The sequence below is a fragment of the Priestia sp. YIM B13552 genome, from assembly GCF_042787775.1.
In the GTDB taxonomy this organism is placed as follows: Bacteria; Bacillota; Bacilli; order Bacillales; family Bacillaceae_H; genus Priestia; species Priestia megaterium_E.
In genome coordinates this window covers 93614-120244 of the sequence record NZ_JBHZOU010000006.1, presented here as the reverse complement: position 1 = coordinate 120244, position 26631 = coordinate 93614, and the positions used below count along the sequence as shown (strand labels likewise).

Here is a 26631-nt window from a genome sequence, read left to right as displayed (position 1 = left end):
ACTCCTGCGGGAAAAGCGGAACAGGTGAGACCCCCAGGAGCGTAAGCGAAGAGGAGGCTCACCAGCACCCCACGGAAAGCGAAGTCTTGCGCGGAAATTGACTGCACTAGCTCACTTATCCAATTTGTTCGTCTTTACATTTGATTGATTTCGTTATGTCTCAATCTTTCTACTCTTCATCAGTATTAAACCAGCCTTTTCGCTTGAACCATAGAATTAATCCAAGTGTTATCAGTCCCATGAAGCCAAGCACAAAGAAATAGCCATAGTGCCACTTTAGCTCAGGCATATTTTTAAAATTCATTCCGTATACGCCAACGATAAAGGTAAGGGGAATAAAGATAGATGAAATAACAGTCAGTGTCATCATGATTGAATTCATCCGGTTTGAATTAAGAGAAAGATAATTATCGCGCATATCAGACGTCATTTCCCGATTTGATTCAATCATATCGGCTAATTTTAATAAGTGGTCATAGACATCTTTAAAATACCTTTTTTGTTCAGGATGAACATCTAGGCGTTCAGAATTTATAACACGGTACAATAAGTCGCGCATAGGCAAAATGGTTCTTCTGATTTTTAGCAAATCACTTCGAAGTTTGAAGACATCTTCCATTAAAACAGAGATGGATTTTTTTGCATCTATGTTTTCTATATCATTCAGCTCATCTTCAATCTGATATACAGTGGGGAAATATTCATCTACCACTTTATCCATCACAGAATACGCAAGATAGCTTATCCCTTTTTCTTGAATCGAAGGTGTATGAAGCAACTTTTCCCATACTTTATCAATTGCAGCTGACGGGTGAAAATGAAAAGTAACGATATAATTTTCGCCGATAAAAAGGTCAACTTCTTCAGCTTCTAACGTTTGACGATTTAACGAATGAAGGACAAAAAAACTGTATCCTTCATAATAATCGAGTTTTGGACGCTGCAGAAAATGAAAGCAATCTTCAATCGCTAATGGATGAAAGTGAAAAGATGATTGAAGCAGCAGCGCTTCCTCTTCAGAAGGGCAGTTAAAGTCAATCCAATAGTACTGAATAGAGGGATCGTGAATCTGATCTAATTGTATATGTTTCACAAGTTTGTCATCGTTCGTAAGAGCTAACGTTCGTATCATTTGAAAACTCCTTTGTGTTTTTATAGCTATTTTCAATGTAGCATAAAATCATAAATTGCACGTATTTAAAAAAAAAATTTTCTTTTTTCTCTTTTTATAAAACTAGTAAGGGTGAAAAAGTTGAATTATAATGATAGTAATAGCTGGTATGGAAAGGGGAATCGTTTTGAATAAAAATGAAGCACTTCGAATGTTTTTTTTAAAACATGCAGATCAACTGACGGAAGAATGGTATGAAAGCATTGAAGACAATGACCCAGAATCGGTTTATGCATCTACTCATCCAGAAGTCATTTCAGTATTAAAAGGTCAAAATAATGAATTTCATTTATACATAGCCGATGTATTTATAAAAAGTGAAAAAGAATTTTTTGATTCATTTGAAACGTGGATTTTAAAGATTGCGGAAGACGGAGAACATGTAAGAACGCCTATTCATTATATTATTCGAGAATTTTTCCGAGTTAGAAAACAGTATTTAACGTATTTAAATCAATTTGTAGAAGAGTACGAGCAAGATATTACGCAAGAAGAACTAGACGACTGGAACGAATTGATTGTACGCGTGTTTGATATTACCGTTTATAAATTTGTAGAAGAGCACCATCAGCATTCAAAGCGGTTGCTTGAAGCACACAAAGAGCTGATCAATGAGCTGAGCTCGCCAGTTATCCCATTAAGCGATCATATTGCAATTCTTCCGCTTGTTGGGGATATCGACACAGCAAGAGCGCGCCGAATTTTAGAAAATACGTTAACTCGCTGCGCTGAACAGCAAGTGAATCACCTTTATATTGATATTTCAGGAGTGGTTATTGTTGATACGATGGTTGCTCATCAGATTTTCCAGCTGATTGATGCATTAAAATTAATAGGTGTAGAATCAACTATTTCTGGGGTGCGTCCTGAAATCGCGATTACCGCTTCTCATTTAGGTTTATCTTTTGAAAATATATCAACAAAATCAACCCTTGCTAACGCGATGGCTTCACGTATGAGGAAATAAAGCAAACAAGGATTACTTTTAATTCTTGTTTTTTTTATCTCAATTCATACTTGACATATAGGTTAAAGAGGTATTATGATTTTACTAATTTAATAAATAAAAAGAGTCGTATTACATACGCTAATATAAAAATGCATCTCTGTAATTAGCCGACAAGAATTGAACAAATAATATGAAAACGCTTTATATAGAATACGAGAATATTTAGGAGGAAATAGAAATGAACATCTTATGGTTTTTCCCTACAGCAGGCGACGGACATTATCTAGGCACAACCGAAGGAAGCAGAATAAGCGACATTCACTACTTAAAGCAAATCGCACATGGACTGGATTATCTAGGATATGACGGCGCTTTGTTGCCTACTGGTTCAAATTGTGAAGATTCATGGGTGATTGCGTCGGCACTTGCTTCCGTTACGAATCGACTGAAGTTTTTAATTGCACTTCGCCCGGGTGTAATGTCTCCAACACTTTCAGCACGGATGGCTTCTACATTCGATCAAATGTCAAACGGCCGACTTATGTTAAATATTGTGACGGGAGGAGATCCCGTAGAGCAAGCAACGTACGGTAACTATTTAAGCCACGATAAACGCTATGAGTTAACAGATGAATTTTTAACGATTTGGCGAGATGTAATGGAAGGAAAAAAAGTGGACTATAAAGGAGAACATGTTGATGTAACAGGCGCGTACATTCCATCGCCTCCTGTCCAAAAACCGTATCCTCCGCTGTACTTTGGCGGGTCTTCTCCAGCAGGAAAAGAAGTAGGAGCAAAGCATGCAGATGTATATTTGTTATGGGGAGAGCCGCCCGCAGTGATTAAAACAAAAATTGATGAGATGAAAGAAAAAGCTGCAAGCGAAGGCAGGGACATTCGCTTTGGTATTCGCCTGCACGTTATTGTAAGAGAATCAGAAGACGAAGCGTGGGAATCTGCAGATAAATTAATTAAACATGTTAATGATGATACGATCAAAGCGTTTCAAGATAAGTTTGCGTCATTTGACTCCACTGCCCAAAAAACACAGTCAAATTTGCACAGCGGCACAAAAGATCGAGGTGCACTAGAAATCGCTCCGAATCTATGGGCGGGAATTGGCTTAGCACGAGAAGGAGCCGGAACTGCTCTTGTGGGAAGTCCTGAAATTGTAGCGGATCGGTTAAAAGAGTACAAAGAGCTAGGAATTGATACGTTTATTTTATCAGGCTACCCGCATCTAGAAGAAGCATATACGTTTGCTGAGCTAGTATTTCCACATATTCAAAAAGAAAGAAGCAAGAGATAATTCTTGCTTCTTTCTTTTTGAATCGTAAAAAAATAAATAACCCAGTTGACTTATAGGAATTATAGGTGTATTATAAAGATAGTTCATTTAGTCAGAAAATTTGTGGTAAAGGGTGAAGAAAATGGAACGTTATGACGTAATTCAAGGCGCAGAATCTTTTTATTATAAAGGCAACGACATTGGTATACTTGTTTCTCATGGATTTATGGGGACTCCTCAAAGTATGGAATATATCGGAAAAGAATTAGCTGAAAAAGGTTTTACTGTGTACGGTTTGCGACTAACGGGACATGGTACTCACTACTATGATATTGAACAAACAACGTACCAGGAATGGAAGCAAGACTTTTTAAATGGGTATCAGCGTTTGAAGCAAGAATGCCGTCATGTATTTATCTTAGGTCAGTCCATGGGAGGCACTCTTACCTTTCATACAGCAAGCCAAGGACTAGATCTTGACGGAGTTATTGCCATCAATCCGGCTATGACTTCCATTCCTTCAATGGAGCCTTATCGCTCTCGTCATACGCCTCGTTATTTAAAAGAAGATCATCCTGATATTAAAGATCCAAACGTACATGAAATTACGTACGATAAAGTACCAGTGCGCTCTATGCGTGAACTGCTTTCTTTAATGGACGAAACAAAAGAACGCTTATCTTATGTAACGTGCCCGGCTTTAGTACTAACATCAACAGTTGATAACGTAGTACCGCCTGAGAATTCAGCTTATATCTTAAACCATATTCAATCAGCAGAAAAAAGACAGCACATGCTTCGAAACTCTTACCATGTTGCGTCGATGGATTTTGATAAAGACACAATTGTTGCACAAACGGCACAGTTTGTACAAGCAACAGTTGCCAAAAAAAAAGTGCATGAGCGAATTTTTTAATTTTTAAATTCGCTCCGTTTCTTTTTTACTTCAAGTAAGATAAAATGAATCTTGAATGAAAACAAAGGAGTGTACATACATGATTCATTTAGAATGGAACGATCGTCCAACAATTAAACAAGTAAAATGCATACATACAGATGCAAAAAAATTCGTGGTTGAAAATGTTTTAACAGCAGGAAAAACATATGATGTAAAAAACGAAACAGAAGAATTTTATTTTGTTGTTGATAACACTGGCCAAGTCGGCGGCTTTTATAAAGAATACTTTGAAGGCTAAACAAAAAAATCATCGTCTCGGCGATGATTTTTTTATTGCAATAATTATCTGGAGCTTTTCTTAATGAAAACGAATGAACATACTTTTAAAGAGAATTCCATATATCTCATCATTTCGAAAAAAAGCTTCATGATAAAAATAGGATGTAAGACCTAAATTCTTCCGTTTCTTGTTCTGATTAAAAGGGTAACTGACTATAAATACCCATGACAACAATTATTTTACAATGTAAAATGAAAGCGACGCTTAACAGAAAAAGGAAAAGAGGAGGTCATACGATGAAAAAGCGTAATACAGCAGCTTTTACATTTTTAGCATGGACAGCTTTTATTACAGCACTATTAGCTATGTTTATAGGAATTTATACCTTAGATGCATCACTACCGGTAAAAGGTTATTATGCCGTTGGAACTTTATACTTAACGATGTCTGCTTTTGTGCTTCAAAAAACCATTCGTGATAACGAAGAAGATACGGCGCACGAACGCAAATATGACAAAGCAGAAGAAGAATTGTAGAGCTGAAAAAAGCATTTTTCTAGCTCTTTGAAAAACATCTCCATTTTTGGGAGATGTTTTTTTATATAAAAAAACAGGGAACTTGTCACTCCGTGTCGTATTAATAAAGAAGGAGGCGATTGAATTGACACAACTAATGATTAATAACGTAAATTTTCACGTTGATATGTTTGAAGAAAAAATGATTACTGATGCGAATACAGGTGAAGAGTTGAAAAGGCTAAACTTTTCTTTTTCGGTTGTAGGCAAAGCAGCTTATGATAAATATGATGCATTTTTTGAGGATCCGTACTTTGAAGTAACAAATATGGAGACAAAAGAAACGCTAACACTAAAAAACATTTCGCACAGCACATTTTATCAGTCACCTGAAATTACCGATCATACAAATATTGTTTTCAGGGTGAAGCTGCAGCAAGAACCTGTTAAAGAAAAAGAACAAGTGAAAAATGAACGGCCAACAGAGAGCACGGTAAACGAAATGCTTTTATCTAGAATAAAGTTTAAGGCTCTTGTCGAAATACTGGAAGAAAAAGGACTTCTAACAGAGAATGAATTGTATACTAAAATTGAAGAAGTAGCAGAACGAGATTTTGATATTCTGCGAGATGAATTAAGTCATTCTAAAAAAGAGGTAAAAGCGTAAAAATACCCCACTCTGCAGGGGGATTTTTTATTTATATCCATTAATGTATAACCCTTTTGATAAATCGTTCATATATTACATCACGATGAAAATAAAAAGGGTGAGGATAATGCCGATTGTTATTAATCATGTAGTGATTCCAAACGTTACAGGAGGAGTCGTTACGTTTGGCGATACGTACTATGTTTCTCCAAAAAGTAACAGTAAAACTGCACAAGGTTCAGGGTCTTCAAATACAGGAATTTGTGTAAATACAAATTCAGGACTTTCTAATACAAATACGCTCGATCCCGATGGTTCTGATCAAAACGGCTTCGGAAACGGATAAGGAAAGAGATGTTTTACTCTTCTTTCTATACGCCTTTTCAGTATTCGTTCTATCCGTATTTTATGCCTTCGTTTGCACGTCCAATTGGATTTGTCGTTTCACCTGATGGAGCGATGGACAACTGGTGGGGCAAAAAACCATCTTGGTGGGGGAAAATCACGCCTTCAGCAGGCGTTTTCCCTCCCATTACCCAGTATTATACGGGCAGTTTAGTTCCTTATAGTTTAAGGAGCTATTATTAATATAAAAAAGAAGTTCAGATTAAGCCACCTTGTTAGCGTCTATTTCCTGAAAATAGGCGTTTTTTTCCGTTTTACTTGATTCAAAGTTATTTTTGCTGAATAATAAGGAAAAGAGAAATTTTAGAAGTAAGCTGTAAGTAAGGAGATGTTCTATCATGACAGATAAATGGAGAGTTCATAAAATAAAAAGTGATTGTGAACCTTGGCTGTTTTTAGAAGGCTGGGAAAAAGATATTATTGAGACCATTGAATTTGAAAAAAAAGAAGAAGCGCTTCGCTACTACGCGATGATGATTTATGAATTTCATCAAAAATACGCAAGCGTGCGAAGTGATGAACTAGCGCTCTTTAGCTTTTGGAACGAAGGCGAAAAGGAATTTTGTGAAGCCTGTGATGATGATCTTCAAATCTTCCATGGTGTTTTATTCGCTAAAAACGATGAAGTCTATTCATTAGAAGAAGATGAAGAAGGATTAAAAATGCTTCGTACTAAATAAAAACGTCCTGCGGGGCGTTTTTTTTATATAAAAAATGAACGATTTCAATCGCTCAAGCGTCATATAGGTGATGAAACAAAAAGGAGGGGTGACCGCTTTGGAACAAGATGATTTCATCCTTGTCCAAAAAGCATTACAAGGTGATGATGATGCCTTTTCATTATTATTTCAGCGCTATCATTCATTTTTATATAAATACCTTTTAAAGCTGACATTAGATGAGGACTTATGCAGTGAATTGTGTCAGGAAGCAATGATGAAATGTTACGTGAATCTTTCTTCATACAAAAATGAAGCAAAGTTTTCGACTTGGATGATATCCATTGCTTCAAGACTGTACATGGATTATTTGCGTAAGCAAAAACGTGAAAAAAGCAGTCTCCAGCGAATAAAGCAGTCTTTATCGCACCAGCTTCAGTGGAAGGCTAAATACAAAGGAGTGGAATGGAGCGAGATGTTTTACGATTTTAATGAACTCGATTCGCGCTTTCGAATTCCTGTCTTGCTTCGACATTATTACGGATATACATACGATGAGATTGCCCATATGCTGAATATGCGAGCAGGAACGGTCAAATCAAGAGTAAATAAAGGAGTAAACATACTGAGAAAGGAGTGGAAAGAATGAGAGAAGAAAATGACAATCAGTCCTTACATTCTTTAAAAAAAGATTGGGAGCAGCTAGAGAGTTTAGCAAGTCATGAACGTATTTCTCTTCATGCAATTCAAGAACAGCTTCTCATTCAAAAACAAAAGCAGAAAAAAGCTTTCCGGAAAGAGTTATGCTTATTTACATTAACAGCACTTGTTATTTTAACGATAATGGCAACTGCTATTTTACAAATACCTGCCTTATTTATCGCCATTGAAGTAATTGGGATCATTGTTGCTCCTATTTCTTTTATCGTTTTTCACTATAAACGAAAAAAGGAGATGTTTTTATAATGAATGAAAAATGGATTCTTGTGCTGTTTATTTCACCATTTCTCCTTCTCCAAAGCTTTCTACTTTTTATCAATGCAAAAAAACGCGGCGCTCATCCATGGTTTTGGGGAATATGGGGACTGATTCAAATTCCAATGCCAACGCTGTTTTATTGGTTTTTTATTATTTGGCTTCCAGCACGAAGAAAAAGGGGGATGTAAATGAAGGACATTAACTGGTTGTTAATTGCTCCAATTCTATTCTTACAATTGCTTTTAATGATCCCAGCGTTAATAAGCTGCATAAAGCAAGAAGAGACAAACGGACCAAAATGGTTGTGGGGACTCATCATTTTATGTGTAAGTACAGTTGGCCCCGTTTTATATTTTGTTTTAGGACGTAAAAAACAGTGAGGTGGAACGAAGATGTTTATGCAAGTAGAAAGACTGACAAAAGCATATCGTAATATAACCGTTGTGAATAACCTTTCATTTAATCTCGACAAAGGAAAATGTGCAGCGTTGTTAGGCCCTAATGGTGCAGGTAAGACGACTACTTTGCATATGATTGCAGGTCTTACTGCACCTAATAAAGGGAAAATTTCTTTTGAAGATAAACAACACCAAGACGTACGATCATTTATTGGCTTTCTGCCACAGCATCCGACGTTTTTTAATTGGATGACGCCTCAGCAGTATTTAACTTTTTTAGGCCTTTTATCTAACATTTCAAAAAATGTGCTTTCTCAACGAATAGATGAAGTACTTGAAACTGTAGGTTTAAAAGGAAAGGAAAAGCAGAAAATTGCTGGGTTTTCTGGAGGAATGAAACAACGTTTGGGATTGGCGCAAGCCTTGTTACATAAACCTGAACTGCTCATTCTAGATGAACCGGTTTCGGCTTTGGATCCTGAAGGCAGAAAAGATGTCCTAATGATTATCAAAACATTAAAAAAAGATACGACTATCCTTTTTTCAACTCACATTTTGCATGATGCAGAACAAATATGCGATAACATAATCATGATTAAAAACGGACGTATGAAATGGAATGGAACAAAGAGTTCGCTGCGCCAAGAGTTTACGTCTCCTGCTTTTACGATTGAAACAGAAGAAAGGCTCCCTGCATCACTTAGCAGTCTGCCAAGTGAACAGGTGCTGTTTCATTCTCCTTATAAAGCCACTGTAAGTGTAAAAGATACATCTCAGCAGCAGCAGCTGCTTCAACTGCTTGTTGATCAGCAAGCAAACCTTGTTTTATTTGAACGAAAACAGCATTCTCTCGAAGATGTGTATCTAGAGGTGATGAACAAATGAACACATTTGGAGTCTTATTTAAAAAGGAACTGCATGAATTATTTGCGAATGGCAAAGGAATTTGGCTGCCAATCTCTCTAATTTTACTAGGCATCACACAGCCTTTAACGAATTATTACATGCCACAAATCATTAATATGGCAGGGAATTTACCAAAAGGAGCAATTATTCAACTTCCTACGCCCACCGGTCAAGAAGTAATGCAAGGTGTCCTTTCACAATATAGCACAATAGGAACCTTACTGATTGTACTAGCAAGCATGAATATGATTGCAAATGAACGACAAAATCATGCTGCTGTACTTGTTATGATGAGACCGGTGAGCGTCATTCAATACATTATGAGTAAATGGGCTGCGCAAATCGTACTCGTCATTGGCTCAACGTTCATAAGCTATATAGCAGCATGGTATTATACAAATCTTTTATTTTCACATGTGGATTGGACTCATATGATAGTTAGCTTTCTTTTATACAGCCTGTGGCTGATTTTTATCTTGTCCGTTTTAGTGGCAGCTGGAACATTCCTTTTACAAAGCGGAGGGATTGCTGGAGTAAGCATTTTGATCATTGCGTTACTTTCATTTTTGAGTACTTTGTTTACGAATCAATTAAAGTGGAGTCCTGCAGCGCTGTCACAATACGCCGCTCGCCTGCTTGAACAATTGCACTGGCAACAAAGTGTCACCTATACCGTAGTTGTTACGTTAATGAGCAGCTTTTTTCTTTTAATCGCTGCTGTTCATAGATACAAAAAAGTGGAATATGTATAAAAAGACTTCTTTAACGAAGTCTTTTTTCTAAGGGATTAATTTGCACACCCATGCAATATAAAGAGCAGCGGGGACTAAGAGAATCTGGGCACAGACGGTCCCGCACAAACGAGAGATGACGAGTGTACCAACCATTTTGTTCATAGATTGCTTAGTGGATTCACCTTTCATTACCTTTTCAGTTAAAATGGCTACTTGCGGATCTACAAACACAGCAAGGGTAATCATGGCTAGTCCGTTAATAAGACCAGAAGACATCAGAATTGATTTAGAAAGAGTAGGCTCGAGCGTAGAAGCATAAAGAGTGGAAAGAACACCTACTGTATAAATGGTCGTAGCCATTAAATTTAAAAGAAGCAACCGCTTGGGCACTCCGCCTATTCGCAGCTGAGACAGCATAATCCACCTAGGACGCTTCACGTGTTTTTTTGCTTTCTCAAGCGTATGTATGGAAGTAATGTTTTTCATCATTTTGGGTACAGATCCCGCTACTTCTAAGTGTGAAATCATTCGGGAGAAGATTGATACAAAGCTAGGAATTAACAGAGCACCTGCGATTGTCCCAATAGAAGCCGCGAGCAAGATAGTTTGAAGCTGATGAAGCAGAACGGGCAAATCTTCTTTAGACTGAACCGCATCTCCTAATTTGCCGGTCAGCGGAGCTTGCACCATATTAGCTGTTCTTGACACAATGACAATAATATTAAAAAGAGATAGAGCCACGACTAGCTTCCGAGTTTTCAAGCCCGCAAGTCTCACAGAGTAGGCTAGTGTTTCAATCATGTGAATAATTCCTACAAATACACAAATAATAAGTAATTTTTCCATCATAATAAGCAAGTTCCTTTCTTTGATACACGCACTTCCTCATTATGTATAAATTTGGTTGATTTGTAAATAAAAAGCCGCTTGCTACTATTGGTAGCAAGCGGCTTTTTATTATCGATGCTGGTTAATATCGCGCAGTATATCTTTGCTAGCCTGATAATCTTTTTCTCGTTCTTTTTCCACCTGTAGACGTTTGTCTAGTTTACGGCTATATTCAGCATACCCCACGCCGTGAGAAAGCTGCATGGCCTTTTCCATTTCTGACGTGTACGTTAGGTGAAGTGCGATAATGAATCAATCCTTTCAGCATTTTTCACTTGTGGCACATATATCGCTGCTCAAGTGTTTGGATGTTTATGATTCTTGAAGTCTTTCTAGAAATCGTTTTCCCTGTCGCTCTGGATCTAAACATCAAATGATTAAAATTTCATAACATTCCAGGTAAAAGCCTTTTTTTCTTGCGTAGTATCCCATATAATAGCAGGAACAACGTTTTTAAAGGAGTTATATATGAACAATACAAAACGAGTATGGTTTGATTTACTTTTTTATATCGCTATTCCTTACCTAATATGGAACCAAGGAAAAGACATTATTGGTGATTACTATGCCATTTTGCTTTCAACAGCACCAGCGTTTGTGTATACCATTTATACATTTATTAAAGATCGCCAGTTTAACGTAACAGGATTGTTTATTGTCATTACGCTGCTGGCACGTACCATTATTGATTTAATTTCAGGAAACGCAGCAACGATGTTAAACAATCAAGTATATTTTATGATTGGACTGGCTGTAGTTGTTCTGTTTACCATTATGATAAAAAAGCCAATTGGTTTGTACTTTTTTGTAGATACGGCTTACTTAATGGGCTATAAGAGAGAAGACTCTCTAAAACTCTTCCACCAGCCCGATTTATTCAAAATGATGAACTGGCTTACAGTACTGTTCGCAGGTCGCTATGTATTTTTAGCAATTGTAAAATACGTATTGATTCAAAAGTACGGAGTAGAAGGGTACGGGAACATGATTGTATTCCGTCAGGCCGTTACGTGGGCATTCTCCATTTTAATTGCCGTCTACACGTATTTTATCTATAAAAAAATTCAAGATAAAACAGGGATGGATAATCCAATGAATCCAAATGTAAATGAATAAAAAAGAAGCGTGCGTTTAACTAACGTACGCTTTTTTGTTACAAAACAGTGAACAGTGCTCGAAACACTAACATCTCATTTAAAATTAATAGTAAAATAACGCTATTAAAACCGGGATGAAAGTAGGTCAAGAAATGAAACTATTATTAGCATGTCAAAAGCAGCCTTATCGGATTTTAGAAATGATTATGGTGTTTTTCACTTTAATTTTTGCTTTACTGTCGTTCTTCGATTACCGTCAGCTGTTTTTTCTTGTGTTTACCCTTGGAATTGTATTTGCTATTAGGGCGTTTGAAATGCAAGAAGGTGAGAAAAAGACTCAAGGAAACATCTGGCTGCTTGTCGGTATTGTAATGATTTTGCTAGACATAGTTTTATTTGTTGTATATGCCATTAATCAATCTTAACTAAAAGAAAAAAAGCTTCCGTTCAGAGGGGTACCTCTAGATACGGAAGCTTTTTTTTGATTAAGGAATCATCCACGATAATACATTAGATTGTAAAAATGTTAATACGCAGACAATCAGCAGTAAAAATAAGCTGTGCTTCACCGTGAAACGAAGCAAATCGGACTCTTTTCCAGCCAACCCAACCGCAGCACAGGCAACGGCGATGGACTGCGGTGAAATCATTTTACCGGTTACTCCACCAGAAGAGTTTGCTGCAAGCGCAAGAAGCGGATCCATTCCAATAGACGTAGCCGTGATTTTTTGCAAGTTACCAAACAATAAGTTGGCTGAAGTATCTGATCCTGTAATAAAAACACCGAGCCAGCCGAGTACAGGAGAGAAAAAGGGAAATAACGCGCCTGTTTTAGCTAACAGCAGTCCTAAGGTTGTACTCATTCCAGACGCATTTGTCACGTAAGCAAATGCCACAACGGACATAATGGTAAGCAGCGGCAACGCTAATTCTTTGCACGTCTCGTTAAACGTAATGAACCAGTCTTTCCAAGAGATGTTGACGATAAATTTTGTGACAACAGCAGACAACAGGATAGCTGTACCAGCAGCGCCTAGTAATTCTAACTTATACACTGCCGCAATCGGTTCTCCATTTCCATTTAAAATTAAATTATTTAACCAAGGTACTTCTGGCATAAACGTTAAATAATGTCCGATGGAATTGATAGCGCCCAAAAAAGCGTTAACTCCTTCATAATGTCCTGTCAAAGCGGTTTTAATTTGGGGAATTCCCCATATAGAAATAAAGATCGTTAAAATTAAAAAAGGTGACCACGCCTTTGCAATTTGAGCCCCCGTGAATGCCGGTTGATCTTGAGTTTCTCTTGGCTCAGCGGAAGCGGAAGCTACTTCATGTGCTGCTTTTTCAGATTGAAAGCGAAACGTTGTTTTCGGTTTCCAGAATTTTAAGAAAATAGCGAGCGCAAAAAGTGAAACGAGTGCCGATAAAATATCGGGAAGTTCCGGTCCTAAAAAGTTAGAGCTGACAAACTGGGTAAGGGCAAAAGAGATGCCGGATACTAAAATAGCAGGGAGTACTTCTACTGTTTTCTTAAATCCTGCCATTACAAAAACCAAATACAGGGGAATAAATACAGAAATAAAAGGAAGCTGGCGGCCTACCATTTTAGAGATTTCCATTGCCGCTACTCCAGTAGGACCTTCCATAGCCGTGATAGGAATACCGATTGCACCAAAAGCAACGGGTGCTGTATTTGCTAATAAACATAAGCCAGCGGCATACAGCGGATTAAATCCTAAACCTACCAGCAAAGCTGCTGAAATAGCAACAGGTGCGCCGAAACCAGCAGCCCCTTCAAGAAAAGCCCCAAACGAAAAAGCAACCAACAAAGCTTGAAGTCTGCGATCTTCTGTAATAGATACGACAGAGGTACGAATAATATCAAACTGACCGGTTTTTACGGTTAGTTTGTAAAGAAAAACGGACGTAATGATAATCCATCCAATCGGCAGTATACCGTATACGGCTCCTTGGCTGGCTGACATAATAGCCATGCTAGCCGGCATTTTATAAGCAAATATTGCAACGGCAAGTGCGACCAGTAAAGTTGTAACTCCAGCCATATAACCTTTCATTCGTTTAATAGCCAGAGCCCAAAAGAAGTAAAGAATAGGAATCAAAGCGATTAATGAAGACCAAATGACGCTGTTTCCTACAGGAGTGAACTGCTGTGTCCATGTCATAACTAACACCTCATTTTCAAATTAGTGAACTATAAATTTAGTAAAACGAAACCATTAAAACTACGATGATAAGGTCATCTGATGACTTATGTAAAAATGAATTCGCTTACATTATATTCTAATCCTTTTAGGATAGGCAAGTACTAAAAGAAACTTTTTTTCAAAAGAACGGACATTTTTTTGGTGATAAGAAGAAAATACTGGTTGAAAATCCCAAGAATAGGTGATTTAATGATTGTAAGCGCTTAAAATATATCTTTTCATCTATTCTACTAATTATCCTTCTTATTAATCTACTACTTTTAGTCGTATTATATATGGCACTTCTTTATGTTATTAGTGAAACGTTGTTTGCTATTACAAAACGAGAGGAGTCAATTTATTGAGTACGTTGAAGCTTCCAGGTCATTTAAAATCCATTTTATCTCATCCTTCCACACTTGAAGAACAGCATATGAATCACTTCCTTGGAAATAACGGGTCCCTGCATATTAAGCCAACTTCAGAACAAGAAATAGCAGCCGTTTTAAAGTATGCGACGGAACATGGAAAAAAAGTCGTCATTGAAGGGAACGGTACAAAAAAAGGGTTTGGGGGACTTATAGATACAGCAGACCTTTTGCTTTCGCTGACTGAATACAGCGGAATTGTTGAACATACAGTAGGTGATATGACGGTTACTGTAAAAGCTGGTACACCGTTTGGAGAGCTGCAAACGTATTTAAAAACGCACAATCAGCAAGTTTCACTTGATCCATCTCTAGGAGACTACGCTACAATCGGCGGAGTTATTGCAGCGAATGAAAGTGGTCCAAAGCGCTTATCTTATGGATCGGCTCGAGATGCAGTAATCGGTATGAGAGTCGTATATTCAGATGGAACCATTCTTCGTTCAGGGGGAAAAGTCGTCAAGAACGTGGCTGGCTATGATATGAATAAGCTGTTTATTGGTTCAATGGGAACGCTCGGCGTTATATCCGAAATAACGTTAAAGCTGCGTCCGCTGCCCAAGTATCAAAGCATTGTTTTTATTTCTTTTTCAACAGGCAATATCGAAGAAATTCATGCGTTTGTTAGCAAAGTCTTAGATTCCATGATAGAGCCTGTTGCTTTGGAGTTATTAAATCCTTCTCTAGCTGAAGATGTAATAGGGCAGCATCTGTTTACACTTGTAATCAGCTTTGAAGATGTGGAAAGTTCCGTTCATTATCAAGAGAATTACATCAAAAGTATTCAGCCGTCTGATACGATTTTAAAAGTGCTGCATGAAAAAGAATCCGAAGTATTTTGGAGGTTTTTTAGTAACATGAGTCCAAATGGTGCATGCTGTTCTTCCGAAGAGGAAACGGAAGCCGCGCTAAAAATTGGCGTACCAAATATGAATGTACTCGATGTAATAAACAAAAGTACTGCATTAAAAACGTCCCGTCCAATGCTGATAAAAGCACATGGAGGAGTTGGCCATGGTCTTTGTTCAGTCTACATAAAAGGCTCAGAAGATGCCATTCTTTCCGTTATTACTTCATTTACTGAAACTGCTAAAACGTACGGAGGATATGTGGTCGTTAACCATTTGCCTTTTATACTGCGCCAAAAAGTAAATGTATGGGGAGAAGAACCTTCTCATTTTCCGTTACTGGCAGGAATTAAAGCAAAGATGGACGCTAAAAACGTGCTTAACTATAAACGATTTATAGGAGGAATCTAAGTGAATTCAGCGAAAGCGGATATCAAAGATGCTCCATGTCAAAGCGTTAGCAATTATTTGTGGAAAGACGCGCCAGACGAAAAAAAATGGGCGGATTGTGTACACTGTGGAATGTGCTTGGAGTCTTGTCCTACTTATGAAATAACGGGGCAAGAACAGCATTCACCAAGAGGACGCGTGCACCTTATCAAATCGGTAGCAGAAGGAAAAATAAGCGTGAATGAGCAGTTTACAGACCCTGTGTTTGCCTGTTTGGATTGCCGGGCCTGTACAACTGCTTGCCCTGCAAATGTAGACGTTGGGGGACTCATTGAAGAAGCTCGCGGCCAAATTCGTCAGGCAATGCCTTTGACGGGATGGAAAGGCATGATCAGCAAGTTTTTTCTAAAAGAACTTTTTCCTCACTCTCATCGCTTAGAAGCCGCAGGAAGCTTATTGAAGCTGTATCAAAAAAGCGGAATGCAAAAAATGATGCGCACAACAGGCATGTTAAATATGATGCCGACACATCTAGCGGAAATGGAACATGTAATGCCTAAAATTACCCGTTCTGTTCGAAAAAAATATAAAAAGAAACGCGTTCTAAAAGCAAAAGCCGAAAGAAAAGCAGAAGTTGCTTTTTTAACCGGCTGCATCATGGACGTCATGTTCAGTGATATTAATGAAGCGACTCTTAATGTATTACGAAGAAATGGAAACGACGTCGTTATTCCTCCATCTCAAACGTGCTGTGGTGCTTTGCACGTTCATGCAGGAGACCGAGACATGGGAAGACAGCTTGCCAAAAAAAATATAGAGGCGTTTCAACATGCGGACACTGTTATTGTAAACGCTGCAGGATGCGGCTGCATGTTAAAAGAGTATCCCGAACTATTTAGAGAAGAAGATCAAGAGTGGCTTGAAAAAGCCGAAGTCTTTGCTGAAAAAGTCCAGGATATTTCAAAATACCTTCACGATACGGGATATCGCCCTCCGCAGACAACGCTGCATAAGCGCATTACGTATCACGACGCTTGCCATTTAGCTCATGGTCAAGGAGTTAGAGAAGAACCAAGAGATATTTTGCTTTCTATTCCGGGAGTGGAAATGGTTCATATGGCTAATGCGGACCGATGCTGTGGAAGTGCAGGAATTTATAATTTAACAAATCCTGATATGGCGGGGGCTGTGCTTCAAAGTAAAATGGAACATGTGCCTCATGACGTAGAAATGATTTCAATGGGAAACCCGGGATGTATGCTGCAGATGGCAGTAGGAGTGAAAAAATATGGACGAAGTCAGCAAATTGTTCACACGGTACAGCTTTTGGAGTGGGCCTATCAAAAAGAAGAGGAGGAAGCACATCGTGTTGAAGAAAAATAGAATAAAAGATCTTCACGTAAAAAATCTTTCTCAACTAGTAGATGCTCATTCTATTTTGCATCATAAAGAAGATTTGCTTGCGTACGACTGCGATGGCTTTACCATTCATAGACATTTGCCTAAAGCGGTGTTATTTCCTCAAAATACGAAAGAAGTTTCTAGCATTGTTAAATACTGCAATGAACATGATTTGCCTTTTCTTGCAAGAGGAGCAGGCACAGGACTGAGCGGGGGAGCGATTCCTCTTAATAACGAAGTGATTATTAGTTTAGTGAAAATGAAGCGCCTTCTTAGCGTCGACTATGAAAACAGGCGTGCCGTTGTAGAGCCGGGATTTATTAATCTTAAATTAACCAATTCAATCTCTGAAAAAGGATATTACTATGCACCAGATCCTTCGAGTCAATATTGCTGCACCATTGGTGGCAATGTAGCGGAAAACGCAGGAGGTGCACACTGTCTTAAATATGGAGTAACCACCAACCATATTTTAGGGCTAGAGGTGGTGCTTCCAAATGGAGATGTGATTGAGCTTGGCAAGCAAGGTATTCCAGATGAACCGGGATATGATTTATTAGGGCTTTTAACAGGATCAGAAGGGACGTTAGGAATCGTTACAAAAATTACAGTACGCATTTTGAAAAACCCCGAAGCAAAACAAACGGTTCTTGCGTATTTCGACCGCGTAGAAGACGGCAGCCAAGCGGTATCAGACATTATATCAGCCGGCATTGTGCCTGCTGCGCTTGAAATGATGGATAAAACCGCCATTGAAGGAGTGGAAGCTGCTGCGTTTCCAGTCGGACACCCTAGAGATATTGAAGCTCTTTTATTAATTGAAGTAGACGGCATTTCAGCCGGTATCGAAGAGCAAATCCTTCGTATTTTAGACGTATGTAAAAAACAAAACGTACGGGAAGTGAAAGTAGCTGAAAGTGAAGAAGAGCGCGCGAGGTGGTGGGCAAATCGTAAAACAGGATTTGGAGCGATGGGAGCCATATCCCCTGACTATCTCGTGCAAGACGGCGTTATTCCAAGAAGTAAACTGCCTCAAGTGCTGAAGCTAATTAACAAAATTAGCGAAGAATCTGGCCTTCGCATTGCCAATATTTTTCACGCCGGAGACGGAAACTTGCATCCGCTTGTATTATTTGATGCTAGAAAGCCCGGGGAAACGGAAAAAGCACTAGACGCCGGAAGCGCATGTTTGCAAGTATGTGCAGAAGTAGGAGGAACGATTACCGGCGAACATGGCGTGGGCATTGAAAAAAAAGAAGAAATGCGATTTGTTTTCAATGAAGATGAAATTCAAGCACAAACGAATATACGTGAAGTATTTAATCCTAAAAATCTATTAAATGCAGGAAAGCTGTTTCCAAGTCCGAGCCGCTGCGCTGAAGTCAAAAAAGAAATGAAAAAAACAGAATATTTTTAGAAAATTCTTGAAAATATATTCGCTCGATGATATGATTTTTTTAACAAAAATAAAACGCTGTTTCGTAATAAGAAACAGTGCCGCATATGTTCGTCTTAATCATTTTGTCGAAAAGAAATGAAAGCGCGTCCAAATTTAAAAATGTAAAAGAGTAAGAGGAGGAAACAGACGGTGACAAACTACAAACAAGTTGGAAATCTGAAAGTAGCTCCAGTTCTCTACCAATTTATCAATGAGGAAGCTCTTCCGGGCAGCGGCCTAAGTACAGAAAATTTTTGGTCTGATTTTGAAGCGTTAGTAACCGAGTTAACACCCGTAAATAAACGTTTGTTAGAAAAGCGTGATCAGCTGCAAGCTCAAATTAATGCGTGGCATCAAGAAAATCCTGACGGTGACTTTAGCGAATACAAATCGTTTTTAACGAGAATTGGCTATTTAGAAGACAAGACAGAAGATTTCCTTATTGGTACAGAAGGAGTAGACAGCGAAATTGCCTATCAGGCAGGACCGCAGCTTGTTGTACCAGTAAATAATGCCCGATATGCTATTAACGCTGCTAACGCACGTTGGGGAAGTCTCTATGATGCTCTTTACGGCACTGATGCAATCAGTGAAGAAAATGGAGCTTCGCGCACGAGTTCTTATAATCCAATTCGAGGAGAAAAAGTTATTGCGTTTGCGAAGAATTTTCTTGATGAAGTTGTTCCGCTCGTTCAGTCTTCTCATGCGGAAGTGGTTCAGTACAGCCTTGAAAATGAAAAGCTTGTCGCTCAATTAAACGATGGCAGTTTAACCGAATTACAGGAAGAAGAGAAATTTGTAGGGTATCAAGGAGAAGAAGAAAGCCCTGATGCTCTTTTATTCAAAAACAACGGCCTGCATTTTGAAGTTCAAATTGATCGTACGGATTCGATTGGTAAAACAGACGATGCGGGTGTAAAAGATATTTTAATGGAAGCGGCTCTTACGACGATTATGGACTGTGAAGATTCAGTAGCGGCAGTAGACGCAGAAGATAAAGTAGATGTTTACCGCAACTGGCTGGGATTAATGAAAGGTGATTTGACGTCTACTTTTAAAAAAGGAAGTCAAAACATGACAAGGCGTTTAAATCCAGACCGTACCTATATTTCTCCGGACAAGAAAAAGATTTCACTGTCTGGCCGTTCGCTTATGTTTGTTCGAAACGTTGGGCATTTAATGACAAACAGCGCTGTTTTAGATCGAAACGGCAACGAAATCTATGAAGGTATTTTAGACAGCGTGATTACTAGTTTAATTGCCAAACACACCTTGCTTAAAAACGGTACGTATCAAAATTCTAAAAAGAGCTCTATCTATATCGTTAAACCGAAAATGCACGGCTCCAAAGAAGTGGCTTTTGCCAATACATTATTTAATTCAATTGAAGATATGCTAGGGCTTGAGCGTCATACGATTAAAATTGGCGTAATGGACGAAGAGCGCCGCACGACGCTTAATTTAAAAGCGTGTATCAAAGAAGTAAAAGACCGAGTGGCTTTTATTAATACTGGATTCTTGGATCGAACAGGTGACGAAATTCATACCTCAATGGAAGCGGGCGCTGTTATCCGTAAAAACGATATGAAAGCGTCTAAATGGCTTCAAGGCTACGAGCAGTCTAATGTAAATGTAGGATTAGCAAGCGGATTCCAAGGCCGCGCTCAAATCGGAAAAGGAATGTGGGCAATGCCGGATATGATGGCGGAAATGCTTAAACAAAAAGTGGGGCATTTAAAAGCAGGAGCGAATACGGCATGGGTGCCTTCACCAACCGCAGCAACCCTTCATGCTCTTCACTATCATCAAATTGATGTAAGAGATGTTCAAAACGAATTGCTTACTCAGTCTACTGATTTACAAGATGACATTTTGCAAATTCCTGTGGCAGAAAAACCAAATTGGAGCAAAGATGAAATTCAGCAGGAGCTCGACAACAACGCTCAAGGAATACTTGGTTATGTAGTAAGGTGGGTCGACCAAGGAGTAGGGTGCTCAAAAGTACCGGATATTAATAATGTAGGGCTAATGGAAGACCGGGCAACGCTTCGTATTTCCAGTCAGCACGTGGCTAACTGGCTTCATCATGGAATTTGTACAAAGGAACAAGTAACGGAAACGCTAAAGCGAATGGCAAAAGTAGTGGATCAACAAAATGAAAATGATCCTCTGTATCAGCCAATGTCATCGAACTACAGCGCATCCATTGCTTTTCAGGCAGCCTGCGATTTAGTATTTCAAGGCTATGATCAGCCAAACGGCTATACGGAGCCCATTTTACACCGCCGCCGTATCGAAGCAAAGGCAAAAGCAGCTATAAAACAGTAAAAAAAACGGCCTGTCAGCATAGAGATGGCAGGCTGTACTTACATCTTAAGAACCTGACTACCTACGATCCTTATTAAAACAAAGCAAATGGGAAAAGGAGCTATGTCATGAAATTTGTAAGGTTCGCTGTACAAGATAGCCGTCATACAGGTGTACTAAAAAAAGATACGATCAGCGTTATTGAAGGAAATATATTTGAGAAATGGAACTATACAGGACAGACTTTTTCAGTAAATGAAGTAAAGCTTTTGGCTCCTTTAGAGCCGAATCAAATTATTGGAATAGGCGCAAATTATACAGCTGCAAAGTCGGAGCTTCCAAAGGAAATGCCTTCTATTCCTGTCTTCTTTTTTAAGCCCACATCTTCTGTGATTGGTCCAAACGAAGACATTGTTATTCCAACTGCTATTAAGCACGTTAAGTTTGAATCTGAGCTTGCGGTTGTTATTGGAAAAGAAGCAAAGAACATCGCAAAAGAAGACGTACTGGACTATATATTTGGGTATACAATTGGAAACGATGTAACGGCTCCGGATTATTTTCATGAAGACGGGCACTGGACCATTGGAAAATCCTTTGATTCATTTACGCCTCTTGGACCCGTAATCGAAACAGAGCTTGATGTTAAGTCAATTCACGTAAAAGCGTTTTTAAATGGCGTTGAAAAACAAAACAGCTCGACAGATTTAATGATTATTTCCGTTGAGCAAATGATTGCTTACCTATCTACTGTTATGACCCTTAAGCCGGGAGATGTGGTTTTAACAGGAAGTCCGGTCGGCGCGGAGCTGGTAAGCGCAAACGATGTTATTGAATGCACCATCCGAGAAATTGGAACTCTCCAAAATCCATTTGTTGCAGAGAAAGAACGTGTAAACGTATAAAAGTGATAAAAAAATGCCCGGCAGTAAAATGACACATAGAGGAGAGAGGAAAAATGGAGAGAGAAAATATGGTTAAGTCTGTAAGCCGGGCATTGGATATTGTCACAATTGTCAGCATGGAAAGAGAAGGGGTAGGAGTCACAGAAATTGCAAAGCAAATGGACATCAACAAAAGCTCCGTATACCGTATTCTAACTACTCTTGCTCAGTATGGCTATATTGAACAAGATCAAGAAAGCGGGCGGTACAAGCTTGGGTATAAGTTTTTAGAAGTAAGTTCAAAGCTTTTAGATTCGATTGATTTACGGACAGAAGCAAAGCCGTTTTTGCAAGAACTTGAAAGTGAAACAAATGAAGTTATTCATCTTGTTGTCTACGATCAAGGTGAAGTAGTGTACATTGAAAAATTAGAAGGAAATCAGACGCTGCGCATGCATTCAAAAGTGGGGAAAAGAGCACCAATGCATTGTACCTCCGTTGGTAAAGCTATTCTAGCTTTTTTACCGCTTAATACGGTAACGAGCATTCTTGAAAGAAAAGGCTTACCTGCTCATACCGATCACACCATTACAGATGAAGAAAGCTTTCTTCAAGAACTTTCAGAAGTGAAACAAAAGGGATATGCGCTGGATTTAGAAGAAAATGAATATGGAATTACCTGCATTGCAGCGCCTATTTTTGATCACCTTGGTCAAGTCGTTGCTGCAGTCAGCATTTCCGGTGCTACGATGCGTATGACAAATGAGCGCTTAACGTATCTTCAAGAACGCATGGTTGATATAGGCAAGAACATTTCGGAGCGGCTCGGCTACAAAACGGAATCTGTGAAAGACAAAAGTTTGTTCTGATTCTTCGAGAACAAACTTTTGCTGTATAATAATCTATAAAATAACGTAATTATATTATGTAAACTATAGGCTAGGATTTTTAATTGATGTTTTATTCATGATACAATAAAGTCGTTAGAATATATACGTAAAGGAGATAAATTATGGAACAGTTTGAGCACAATATTGAAAAGTACGCCGAGCTGGCTGTAAAAGTCGGTGTAAACATTCAAAAAGGGCAAGTATTAAACATTAATGCCGATATTTCTTCCGCTGATTTTGTTCGTGAAATTGCGAAAAAAGCGTACGAAGCCGGAGCAAAGTCTGTTGATGTAGACTGGCACGACGATCATTTAGTTCGTTTGAAATACGAAAAAGCGGATGAATCTGTATTTAATGAATTTCCTGCTTGGAAAGCTCAAGCAAGAGAAGAGCTTGTGAAAAACGGAGGCGCTGTTTTATCTGTAATTTCAAGCGGTCCTGACTTACTAAAAGGAGTAGACGGCAAACGTATTGCTGCATTCCAAAAAGTAAGCGGAAAAGCAATGAAAAAATTCCGTGAAGCAATCCAATCCGATAAAATCAGCTGGTCCATTGTAGCTGTTCCTTCAAAAGACTGGGCAGCTAAAGTATTTCCTGACGTTCCAGAAGAACAGCAGCAAGAAAAACTGTGGGAAGCTATTTTTAAATCCGTGCGCGTAGACCAAGAAGATCCAGTGGCCGCATGGGAAGAGCACAACGCTTCATTACATACAAAAGTAGATATTTTAAATGAAAAGAAATTTTCTAAGCTTCACTATAAAGCGCCAGGAACAGATTTAACAATTGAGCTTCCTGACAAACATATTTGGGTTGGGGCAGGCAGTGTGAATGAAGACGGCAACTCGTTCATGGCCAATATGCCAACAGAAGAAGTATTCACACTTCCGAAAAAAGACGGCGTAAATGGTCAAGTAACGAGCACAAAACCGCTTAGCTACGCAGGAAACTTAATTGAAAACTTCACGCTAACATTTGAAAACGGAAAAATTGTTGATGTAAAAGCAGAAGAAGGCGAAGAAACGTTAAAGCACTTAATTGAAACAGATGAAGGTGCCAAATACTTAGGCGAAGTAGCCTTAGTACCGCATCAATCGCCAATCTCTCAGTCAAACATCATTTTCTACAACACGCTGTTTGACGAAAATGCATCCAACCATTTAGCCATCGGCAGCTCGTATTCCTTCTGTTTAGAAGGCGGAAAAACGATGTCTAAAGAAGAGCTATCACAAAACGGAGCAAACGACAGCATCACCCACGTTGACTTCATGATTGGCTCAGCTGAAATGGACATCGACGGTATTAAAGCTGACGGTACAAGCGAGCCCGTGTTTAGAAAAGGGAACTGGGCGTTTTGAATTAACTAAATTAACAATGATAAAAGCTTCTGCGCTACATCCGCAGAAGCTTTTATTATGGCCACTAAATTTCTGTAAAACTGAGATTTATATATCTTACACGCGATTACGCTTTAAAATAAAACGATAGCAAGTTATTTTTAAGTTTGTACATCAGTTGTAGAATCAGGAGCAAAGTTAACAACTTCCAAAACTACAGGAGAACCTGTTAAAATGCTAGATCCTGCAGGAACAGTAATAGCTAAAGAACCGACACCCGTAGCTCCTGGCGTATATGTGGAAAGGCCAGCCATTTGTAAAACGCCGTTGATATACACATTGTAATAGCTGTTATCGGTAGCTAAAGCAGGGAGTGCAGTAGCCGCGCCACCTGTGTCACCAAAAAAGTCAGCCGCATCGATTGTTAAAGTAGCTGCACCCGTAGTTGTAGCAGTGGCTGCATAGAAAAAACGTGAGACGGTTGGGCTGGCTGTTACAGTAGTAGCAGCAGCTATAGCAAGTTTCATAATTTGAAGAGGCATAAATGTGTTACCTCCTTTCATGTTCTATCCTTCAATATATGCAGTTGTTCCTTCTGAGGGATAGGTTTAATGGCATAAATTTAATTCTTAAAGACTATAACTAAACTAAGTACATCTGTGAAGGAGAGTCTTTCTTGAAAAAAAAATCTTACGGCTGCGATCAGTATGCATCCTCTTGTTCAACACCTTTTATTAAGCTTCCCGTGTTGCCTCAGCAGGAATTTAGGTATATATTCCCGAAAAAAGTTCGCATCTTTGAATACTATGCGGTAGCCGGAGGCAGCAAGCGCATTTTTACAGATCAAGACGCGTTAAAAGAATACGGCACTCAGCATATATTGGATCCTGAGAGCTATTCATACAGTAATTTATTTATCAACGGTGTGTTACAGCCTTCCTCCAATTACAGCGTCCAAAAAGGACTTCTTATCATTAACACAGAGGATATTCCTTTAGAAAAGTCACCCGTCATTTTACAAATGATTAAAGTCATTTAGCTTTCAGCCTTCAAATGCCATGAGCACATGTCCACACATAAAAAAAACAAGGTGAACATTAGTCAGTTCCACCTTGCTGTGATTCTTCTTTTTTAACCGGAGCGTCACGCTTGAACATGTGATAGTAGGTAAACCCTAAGCATAGAGCGCCAGCGATTGAACAAAAATATTGCAAAAAACGGACGAAATCCATTGGAATGACCTCCCATTTTCAGTTTCGCTTCTAGTATGTACAGGGAAGTGAAATAATATGTGAAAAAGGGAGGTTTTCTCTTATAGTTCGTATGGTTCTTGGAGAGTAAGGTAAGGCTGCTGATCTTCAAGACCAAGACGCTTATTTAATTGTCTTTTCATTAAATCGTACTGGTAGATGAGGTGAAATTGATTTTTTTTCGGTGTTTCACAGCGAATGTAGGTTTCTTGCCCGTTCTTGTCTGTGAAATGAATAGTTAGTTCACCGAAATAGCGTTGAACAGGAGCTCCGTGAAGGCCTTTTTCATTTTTGACAACCTTTGAAAATTCTGCTCGTTGAATACGGTTAAATGGAATAATAGCTACTTGATTGATAACAAGACGCTGATCGTACATGTCAATTTTAGATATGGAAATTTGATTAATCCCTTCTGCAAATTTAACATGTCCGTTTACAGAAACAAGCGGTTTGCGATCCTCAGGATCAACAGCGCCTTGAGGCCGCTTAATGACGTAGAAGCTAGCTACGCCAAGTGCTACGATACCAACCACAACAATAAGTGCAAACATCATTTTGCATTCCACCTCCTGAGTATAGATGTGTAATCTGAATTTAACAGCAAGCTGTTTCAGTTGCCATATTGCCTCAACAATGAGGGTAGAGAAAAGCAGTTCGGCAGTTCATTATAAGTATATACATACGTTCGACAATATGGTGTGATATTCCTTCTTATTATGACTTTTTTACGACAAAATGGGCAAAACTCTTTTCGAAAATGAAGCAAATCAGTTACAATTTAAGGATAAGGTACCAAATTTCTTTTCTATCTCAAAAAAGTGCAGAAAAGCGTAAAAAATTCTAGGTATTTTCTCATATTTTTACTATTTTTATAGAATTTATCCCAATTTCTAATCCTTTATCGTGTATAATCTCTTGTGTGCAGCATGATATACATAAAGGTGTAAGGAGGCACAGTTCATTGTCTTTATCAGCAAAAAAGATATTATTATTAGTTTTAGTAGTTATATGTTTAGTTTTAGTTGTGATGCAATTCATAAATCGATCAGCAGAGCCGACTTCTGAACAGGCCCAAGAAACACTGAGTAAGCTTCCTGAACAAGAAACCGTTAAAGAAAAAGCAAAGGGTGACGAGGAAGCGCACAAATATCGAGTGTATTATATTACTATTGAAAAAATCGAAAATGGTACATACAGCGGAACAACAAAAGAAGGAACGGGCATTAAATTTTCCGATAAAAATTTAAATGAACCGATTCCAAGCAATTTGAAAAAAGGGGATATCGTTAAAGCATACTTTGATCTTGAATATAGCACGAAAGGTCTAGTCAAAGTAGAAAAGGTAGACGAGATACCAGATGATGACGAGAGCTCAAGTTAATTGAGCTCTTTTTTTGTATTTTACGAATGTGGTAAAATATTGAATATATATAGACGCG

Annotated in this window: 33 protein-coding genes; 26 read left to right on the top strand and 7 right to left on the bottom strand. The window is 38.6% G+C overall.

The genetic code is table 11. The annotated features are described in order from the left end of the window. Positions 1–169 precede the first annotated feature (169 nt). On the bottom strand, positions 170–1132 hold the full coding sequence (gene corA / locus ACFX40_RS21750) for a magnesium/cobalt transporter CorA (protein WP_028409056.1): 963 nt from the start codon (positions 1130–1132) through the stop codon (positions 170–172). Positions 1133–1262: 130 nt separating this feature from the next. Here corA and ACFX40_RS21745 point away from each other — a divergent pair, with 130 nt between their 5' ends. The 15 genes from ACFX40_RS21745 to ACFX40_RS21675 all read left to right on the top strand — a co-directional run bounded on the left by ACFX40_RS21745 (position 1263) and on the right by ACFX40_RS21675 (position 9848). Further along, on the top strand, positions 1263–2138 hold the full coding sequence (locus tag ACFX40_RS21745; RefSeq protein ID WP_051421101.1) for an STAS domain-containing protein: 876 nt from the start codon (positions 1263–1265) through the stop codon (positions 2136–2138). Between the two features lie 220 nt (positions 2139–2358). After that, positions 2359–3429 carry an FMNH2-dependent alkanesulfonate monooxygenase gene (ssuD, locus tag ACFX40_RS21740; protein WP_263034056.1) on the top strand — a complete coding sequence of 357 codons (1071 nt, stop codon included), beginning with the start codon at positions 2359–2361 and terminating at the stop codon, positions 3427–3429. A 121-nt stretch (positions 3430–3550) separates the two neighbouring features. Continuing rightward, positions 3551–4324, top strand: coding sequence for an alpha/beta hydrolase (locus ACFX40_RS21735; RefSeq protein WP_028409054.1), 774 nt, complete (start codon positions 3551–3553; stop codon positions 4322–4324). Positions 4325–4403: 79 nt separating this feature from the next. Beyond that, positions 4404–4604 carry a DUF6501 family protein gene (locus ACFX40_RS21730; RefSeq protein ID WP_013057578.1) on the top strand — a complete coding sequence of 67 codons (201 nt, stop codon included), beginning with the start codon at positions 4404–4406 and terminating at the stop codon, positions 4602–4604. 278 nt (positions 4605–4882) lie between these two features. Then, entirely contained in the window at positions 4883–5122 is a 240-nt protein-coding gene (locus ACFX40_RS21725; protein WP_013057577.1) for a YiaA/YiaB family inner membrane protein, read from the top strand. A gap of 124 nt (positions 5123–5246) precedes the next feature. Then, on the top strand, positions 5247–5768 hold the full coding sequence (locus ACFX40_RS21720; protein ID WP_028412881.1) for a hypothetical protein: 522 nt from the start codon (positions 5247–5249) through the stop codon (positions 5766–5768). Between the two features lie 109 nt (positions 5769–5877). Further along, positions 5878–6096, top strand: coding sequence for a spore germination protein (locus tag ACFX40_RS21715; RefSeq protein ID WP_013083687.1), 219 nt, complete (start codon positions 5878–5880; stop codon positions 6094–6096). Positions 6097–6104: 8 nt separating this feature from the next. Beyond that, positions 6105–6338 carry a hypothetical protein gene (locus ACFX40_RS21710; RefSeq protein WP_050690561.1) on the top strand — a complete coding sequence of 78 codons (234 nt, stop codon included), beginning with the start codon at positions 6105–6107 and terminating at the stop codon, positions 6336–6338. Positions 6339–6493: 155 nt separating this feature from the next. Continuing rightward, complete coding sequence (locus tag ACFX40_RS21705) at positions 6494–6835, top strand: DUF1033 family protein (protein ID WP_013057574.1); 342 nt, start codon at positions 6494–6496, stop codon at positions 6833–6835. A gap of 97 nt (positions 6836–6932) precedes the next feature. Next, positions 6933–7463, top strand: a complete 531-nt coding sequence (gene sigY / locus ACFX40_RS21700; RefSeq protein WP_377256289.1) for an RNA polymerase sigma factor SigY — start codon at positions 6933–6935, stop codon at positions 7461–7463. Continuing rightward, on the top strand, positions 7460–7780 hold the full coding sequence (locus tag ACFX40_RS21695; RefSeq protein ID WP_028409037.1) for a YxlC family protein: 321 nt from the start codon (positions 7460–7462) through the stop codon (positions 7778–7780). Before sigY ends, ACFX40_RS21695 begins: the two co-directional genes overlap by 4 nt. Continuing rightward, complete coding sequence (locus ACFX40_RS21690; protein ID WP_013057570.1) at positions 7780–7980, top strand: hypothetical protein; 201 nt, start codon at positions 7780–7782, stop codon at positions 7978–7980. Before ACFX40_RS21695 ends, ACFX40_RS21690 begins: the two co-directional genes overlap by 1 nt. Then, the gene (locus ACFX40_RS21685) at positions 7981–8172 is read left to right on the top strand and encodes a PLD nuclease N-terminal domain-containing protein (RefSeq protein ID WP_013057569.1); all 192 of its coding nucleotides are present in this window, start codon (positions 7981–7983) and stop codon (positions 8170–8172) included. 12 nt (positions 8173–8184) lie between these two features. Next, the gene (locus ACFX40_RS21680) at positions 8185–9075 is read left to right on the top strand and encodes an ABC transporter ATP-binding protein (protein WP_263034058.1); all 891 of its coding nucleotides are present in this window, start codon (positions 8185–8187) and stop codon (positions 9073–9075) included. Further along, on the top strand, positions 9072–9848 hold the full coding sequence (locus tag ACFX40_RS21675) for an ABC transporter permease (RefSeq protein WP_263034059.1): 777 nt from the start codon (positions 9072–9074) through the stop codon (positions 9846–9848). The genes ACFX40_RS21680 and ACFX40_RS21675 overlap by 4 nt, the downstream gene beginning before the upstream one ends. A 27-nt stretch (positions 9849–9875) precedes the next feature. Here the strand turns inward: ACFX40_RS21675 and ACFX40_RS21670 are convergent, their stop codons facing one another. Then, a complete protein-coding gene (locus ACFX40_RS21670; protein ID WP_060746869.1) occupies positions 9876–10679 on the bottom strand; it encodes a lipid II flippase Amj family protein in 804 nt (267 codons plus the stop codon). 108 nt (positions 10680–10787) lie between these two features. Then, positions 10788–10934, bottom strand: coding sequence for a YuzK family famiily protein (locus ACFX40_RS21665; RefSeq protein ID WP_014459567.1), 147 nt, complete (start codon positions 10932–10934; stop codon positions 10788–10790). 252 nt (positions 10935–11186) lie between these two features. Here ACFX40_RS21665 and ACFX40_RS21660 point away from each other — a divergent pair, with 252 nt between their 5' ends. Both ACFX40_RS21660 and ACFX40_RS21655 read left to right on the top strand, forming a co-directional pair. Then, the gene (locus tag ACFX40_RS21660; protein ID WP_050690556.1) at positions 11187–11834 is read left to right on the top strand and encodes a VC0807 family protein; all 648 of its coding nucleotides are present in this window, start codon (positions 11187–11189) and stop codon (positions 11832–11834) included. A 133-nt stretch (positions 11835–11967) separates the two neighbouring features. Further along, positions 11968–12240, top strand: a complete 273-nt coding sequence (locus ACFX40_RS21655) for a hypothetical protein (protein ID WP_225049443.1) — start codon at positions 11968–11970, stop codon at positions 12238–12240. A 60-nt stretch (positions 12241–12300) separates the two neighbouring features. Here the strand turns inward: ACFX40_RS21655 and ACFX40_RS21650 are convergent, their stop codons facing one another. Beyond that, positions 12301–14001, bottom strand: coding sequence for an L-lactate permease (locus tag ACFX40_RS21650; protein ID WP_377256285.1), 1701 nt, complete (start codon positions 13999–14001; stop codon positions 12301–12303). A 382-nt stretch (positions 14002–14383) separates the two neighbouring features. Between ACFX40_RS21650 and ACFX40_RS21645 the strand changes: the two genes are divergently transcribed. The 7 genes from ACFX40_RS21645 to ACFX40_RS21615 all read left to right on the top strand — a co-directional run bounded on the left by ACFX40_RS21645 (position 14384) and on the right by ACFX40_RS21615 (position 23963). Then, positions 14384–15709, top strand: coding sequence for an FAD-binding oxidoreductase (locus ACFX40_RS21645; protein ID WP_098334451.1), 1326 nt, complete (start codon positions 14384–14386; stop codon positions 15707–15709). Continuing rightward, entirely contained in the window at positions 15710–17071 is a 1362-nt protein-coding gene (locus tag ACFX40_RS21640) for a (Fe-S)-binding protein (protein WP_098334503.1), read from the top strand. Next, positions 17055–18506 (top strand): FAD-linked oxidase C-terminal domain-containing protein, encoded by a 1452-nt coding sequence (locus ACFX40_RS21635; RefSeq protein ID WP_028409028.1) that lies wholly within the window; start codon positions 17055–17057, stop codon positions 18504–18506. The genes ACFX40_RS21640 and ACFX40_RS21635 overlap by 17 nt, the downstream gene beginning before the upstream one ends. A gap of 171 nt (positions 18507–18677) precedes the next feature. Next, entirely contained in the window at positions 18678–20855 is a 2178-nt protein-coding gene (locus ACFX40_RS21630) for a malate synthase G (protein ID WP_098579437.1), read from the top strand. 107 nt (positions 20856–20962) lie between these two features. After that, entirely contained in the window at positions 20963–21739 is a 777-nt protein-coding gene (locus ACFX40_RS21625) for a fumarylacetoacetate hydrolase family protein (protein ID WP_098524691.1), read from the top strand. Between the two features lie 53 nt (positions 21740–21792). Beyond that, positions 21793–22587: an IclR family transcriptional regulator gene (locus ACFX40_RS21620; RefSeq protein ID WP_028409025.1), complete on the top strand. Its 795-nt coding sequence runs from the start codon at positions 21793–21795 to the stop codon at positions 22585–22587. 143 nt (positions 22588–22730) lie between these two features. Further along, complete coding sequence (locus tag ACFX40_RS21615; protein ID WP_098248206.1) at positions 22731–23963, top strand: aminopeptidase; 1233 nt, start codon at positions 22731–22733, stop codon at positions 23961–23963. A gap of 140 nt (positions 23964–24103) precedes the next feature. Here the strand turns inward: ACFX40_RS21615 and ACFX40_RS21610 are convergent, their stop codons facing one another. Next, the gene (locus ACFX40_RS21610; protein WP_098248207.1) at positions 24104–24484 is read right to left on the bottom strand and encodes a DUF4183 domain-containing protein; all 381 of its coding nucleotides are present in this window, start codon (positions 24482–24484) and stop codon (positions 24104–24106) included. Between the two features lie 134 nt (positions 24485–24618). Between ACFX40_RS21610 and ACFX40_RS21605 the strand changes: the two genes are divergently transcribed. Then, a complete protein-coding gene (locus tag ACFX40_RS21605) occupies positions 24619–24981 on the top strand; it encodes a DUF4183 domain-containing protein (protein WP_255256563.1) in 363 nt (120 codons plus the stop codon). Positions 24982–25039: 58 nt separating this feature from the next. Here ACFX40_RS21605 and ACFX40_RS21600 read toward each other — a convergent pair whose 3' ends face one another. After that, a complete protein-coding gene (locus tag ACFX40_RS21600; protein WP_013083673.1) occupies positions 25040–25174 on the bottom strand; it encodes a hypothetical protein in 135 nt (44 codons plus the stop codon). Between the two features lie 80 nt (positions 25175–25254). Then, positions 25255–25746: a hypothetical protein gene (locus ACFX40_RS21595; RefSeq protein WP_028409022.1), complete on the bottom strand. Its 492-nt coding sequence runs from the start codon at positions 25744–25746 to the stop codon at positions 25255–25257. Positions 25747–26153: 407 nt separating this feature from the next. Here ACFX40_RS21595 and ACFX40_RS21590 point away from each other — a divergent pair, with 407 nt between their 5' ends. After that, positions 26154–26573, top strand: a complete 420-nt coding sequence (locus ACFX40_RS21590; protein ID WP_014459592.1) for a hypothetical protein — start codon at positions 26154–26156, stop codon at positions 26571–26573. Positions 26574–26631: the final 58 nt, after the last annotated feature.

What these genes read in the sequence shown, in the direction of transcription:
- corA (WP_028409056.1), bottom strand. Translation starts at nt 1,132, where the DNA reads ATGATACGAACGTTAGCTCTTACGAACGATGACAAACTTGTGAAACAT.
- ACFX40_RS21745 (WP_051421101.1), top strand. Translation starts at nt 1,263, where the DNA reads ATGATAGTAATAGCTGGTATGGAAAGGGGAATCGTTTTGAATAAAAAT.
- ssuD (WP_263034056.1), top strand. Translation starts at nt 2,359, where the DNA reads ATGAACATCTTATGGTTTTTCCCTACAGCAGGCGACGGACATTATCTA.
- ACFX40_RS21735 (WP_028409054.1), top strand. Translation starts at nt 3,551, where the DNA reads ATGGAACGTTATGACGTAATTCAAGGCGCAGAATCTTTTTATTATAAA.
- ACFX40_RS21730 (WP_013057578.1), top strand. Translation starts at nt 4,404, where the DNA reads ATGATTCATTTAGAATGGAACGATCGTCCAACAATTAAACAAGTAAAA.
- ACFX40_RS21725 (WP_013057577.1), top strand. Translation starts at nt 4,883, where the DNA reads ATGAAAAAGCGTAATACAGCAGCTTTTACATTTTTAGCATGGACAGCT.
- ACFX40_RS21715 (WP_013083687.1), top strand. Translation starts at nt 5,878, where the DNA reads ATGCCGATTGTTATTAATCATGTAGTGATTCCAAACGTTACAGGAGGA.
- ACFX40_RS21710 (WP_050690561.1), top strand. Translation starts at nt 6,105, where the DNA reads ATGTTTTACTCTTCTTTCTATACGCCTTTTCAGTATTCGTTCTATCCG.
- ACFX40_RS21705 (WP_013057574.1), top strand. Translation starts at nt 6,494, where the DNA reads ATGACAGATAAATGGAGAGTTCATAAAATAAAAAGTGATTGTGAACCT.
- ACFX40_RS21695 (WP_028409037.1), top strand. Translation starts at nt 7,460, where the DNA reads ATGAGAGAAGAAAATGACAATCAGTCCTTACATTCTTTAAAAAAAGAT.
- ACFX40_RS21690 (WP_013057570.1), top strand. Translation starts at nt 7,780, where the DNA reads ATGAATGAAAAATGGATTCTTGTGCTGTTTATTTCACCATTTCTCCTT.
- ACFX40_RS21685 (WP_013057569.1), top strand. Translation starts at nt 7,981, where the DNA reads ATGAAGGACATTAACTGGTTGTTAATTGCTCCAATTCTATTCTTACAA.
- ACFX40_RS21680 (WP_263034058.1), top strand. Translation starts at nt 8,185, where the DNA reads ATGTTTATGCAAGTAGAAAGACTGACAAAAGCATATCGTAATATAACC.
- ACFX40_RS21675 (WP_263034059.1), top strand. Translation starts at nt 9,072, where the DNA reads ATGAACACATTTGGAGTCTTATTTAAAAAGGAACTGCATGAATTATTT.
- ACFX40_RS21670 (WP_060746869.1), bottom strand. Translation starts at nt 10,679, where the DNA reads ATGATGGAAAAATTACTTATTATTTGTGTATTTGTAGGAATTATTCAC.
- ACFX40_RS21665 (WP_014459567.1), bottom strand. Translation starts at nt 10,934, where the DNA reads ATGGAAAAGGCCATGCAGCTTTCTCACGGCGTGGGGTATGCTGAATAT.
- ACFX40_RS21660 (WP_050690556.1), top strand. Translation starts at nt 11,187, where the DNA reads ATGAACAATACAAAACGAGTATGGTTTGATTTACTTTTTTATATCGCT.
- ACFX40_RS21655 (WP_225049443.1), top strand. Translation starts at nt 11,968, where the DNA reads ATGAAACTATTATTAGCATGTCAAAAGCAGCCTTATCGGATTTTAGAA.
- ACFX40_RS21650 (WP_377256285.1), bottom strand. Translation starts at nt 14,001, where the DNA reads ATGACATGGACACAGCAGTTCACTCCTGTAGGAAACAGCGTCATTTGG.
- ACFX40_RS21625 (WP_098524691.1), top strand. Translation starts at nt 20,963, where the DNA reads ATGAAATTTGTAAGGTTCGCTGTACAAGATAGCCGTCATACAGGTGTA.
- ACFX40_RS21620 (WP_028409025.1), top strand. Translation starts at nt 21,793, where the DNA reads ATGGAGAGAGAAAATATGGTTAAGTCTGTAAGCCGGGCATTGGATATT.
- ACFX40_RS21615 (WP_098248206.1), top strand. Translation starts at nt 22,731, where the DNA reads ATGGAACAGTTTGAGCACAATATTGAAAAGTACGCCGAGCTGGCTGTA.
- ACFX40_RS21610 (WP_098248207.1), bottom strand. Translation starts at nt 24,484, where the DNA reads ATGCCTCTTCAAATTATGAAACTTGCTATAGCTGCTGCTACTACTGTA.
- ACFX40_RS21600 (WP_013083673.1), bottom strand. Translation starts at nt 25,174, where the DNA reads ATGGATTTCGTCCGTTTTTTGCAATATTTTTGTTCAATCGCTGGCGCT.
- ACFX40_RS21595 (WP_028409022.1), bottom strand. Translation starts at nt 25,746, where the DNA reads ATGATGTTTGCACTTATTGTTGTGGTTGGTATCGTAGCACTTGGCGTA.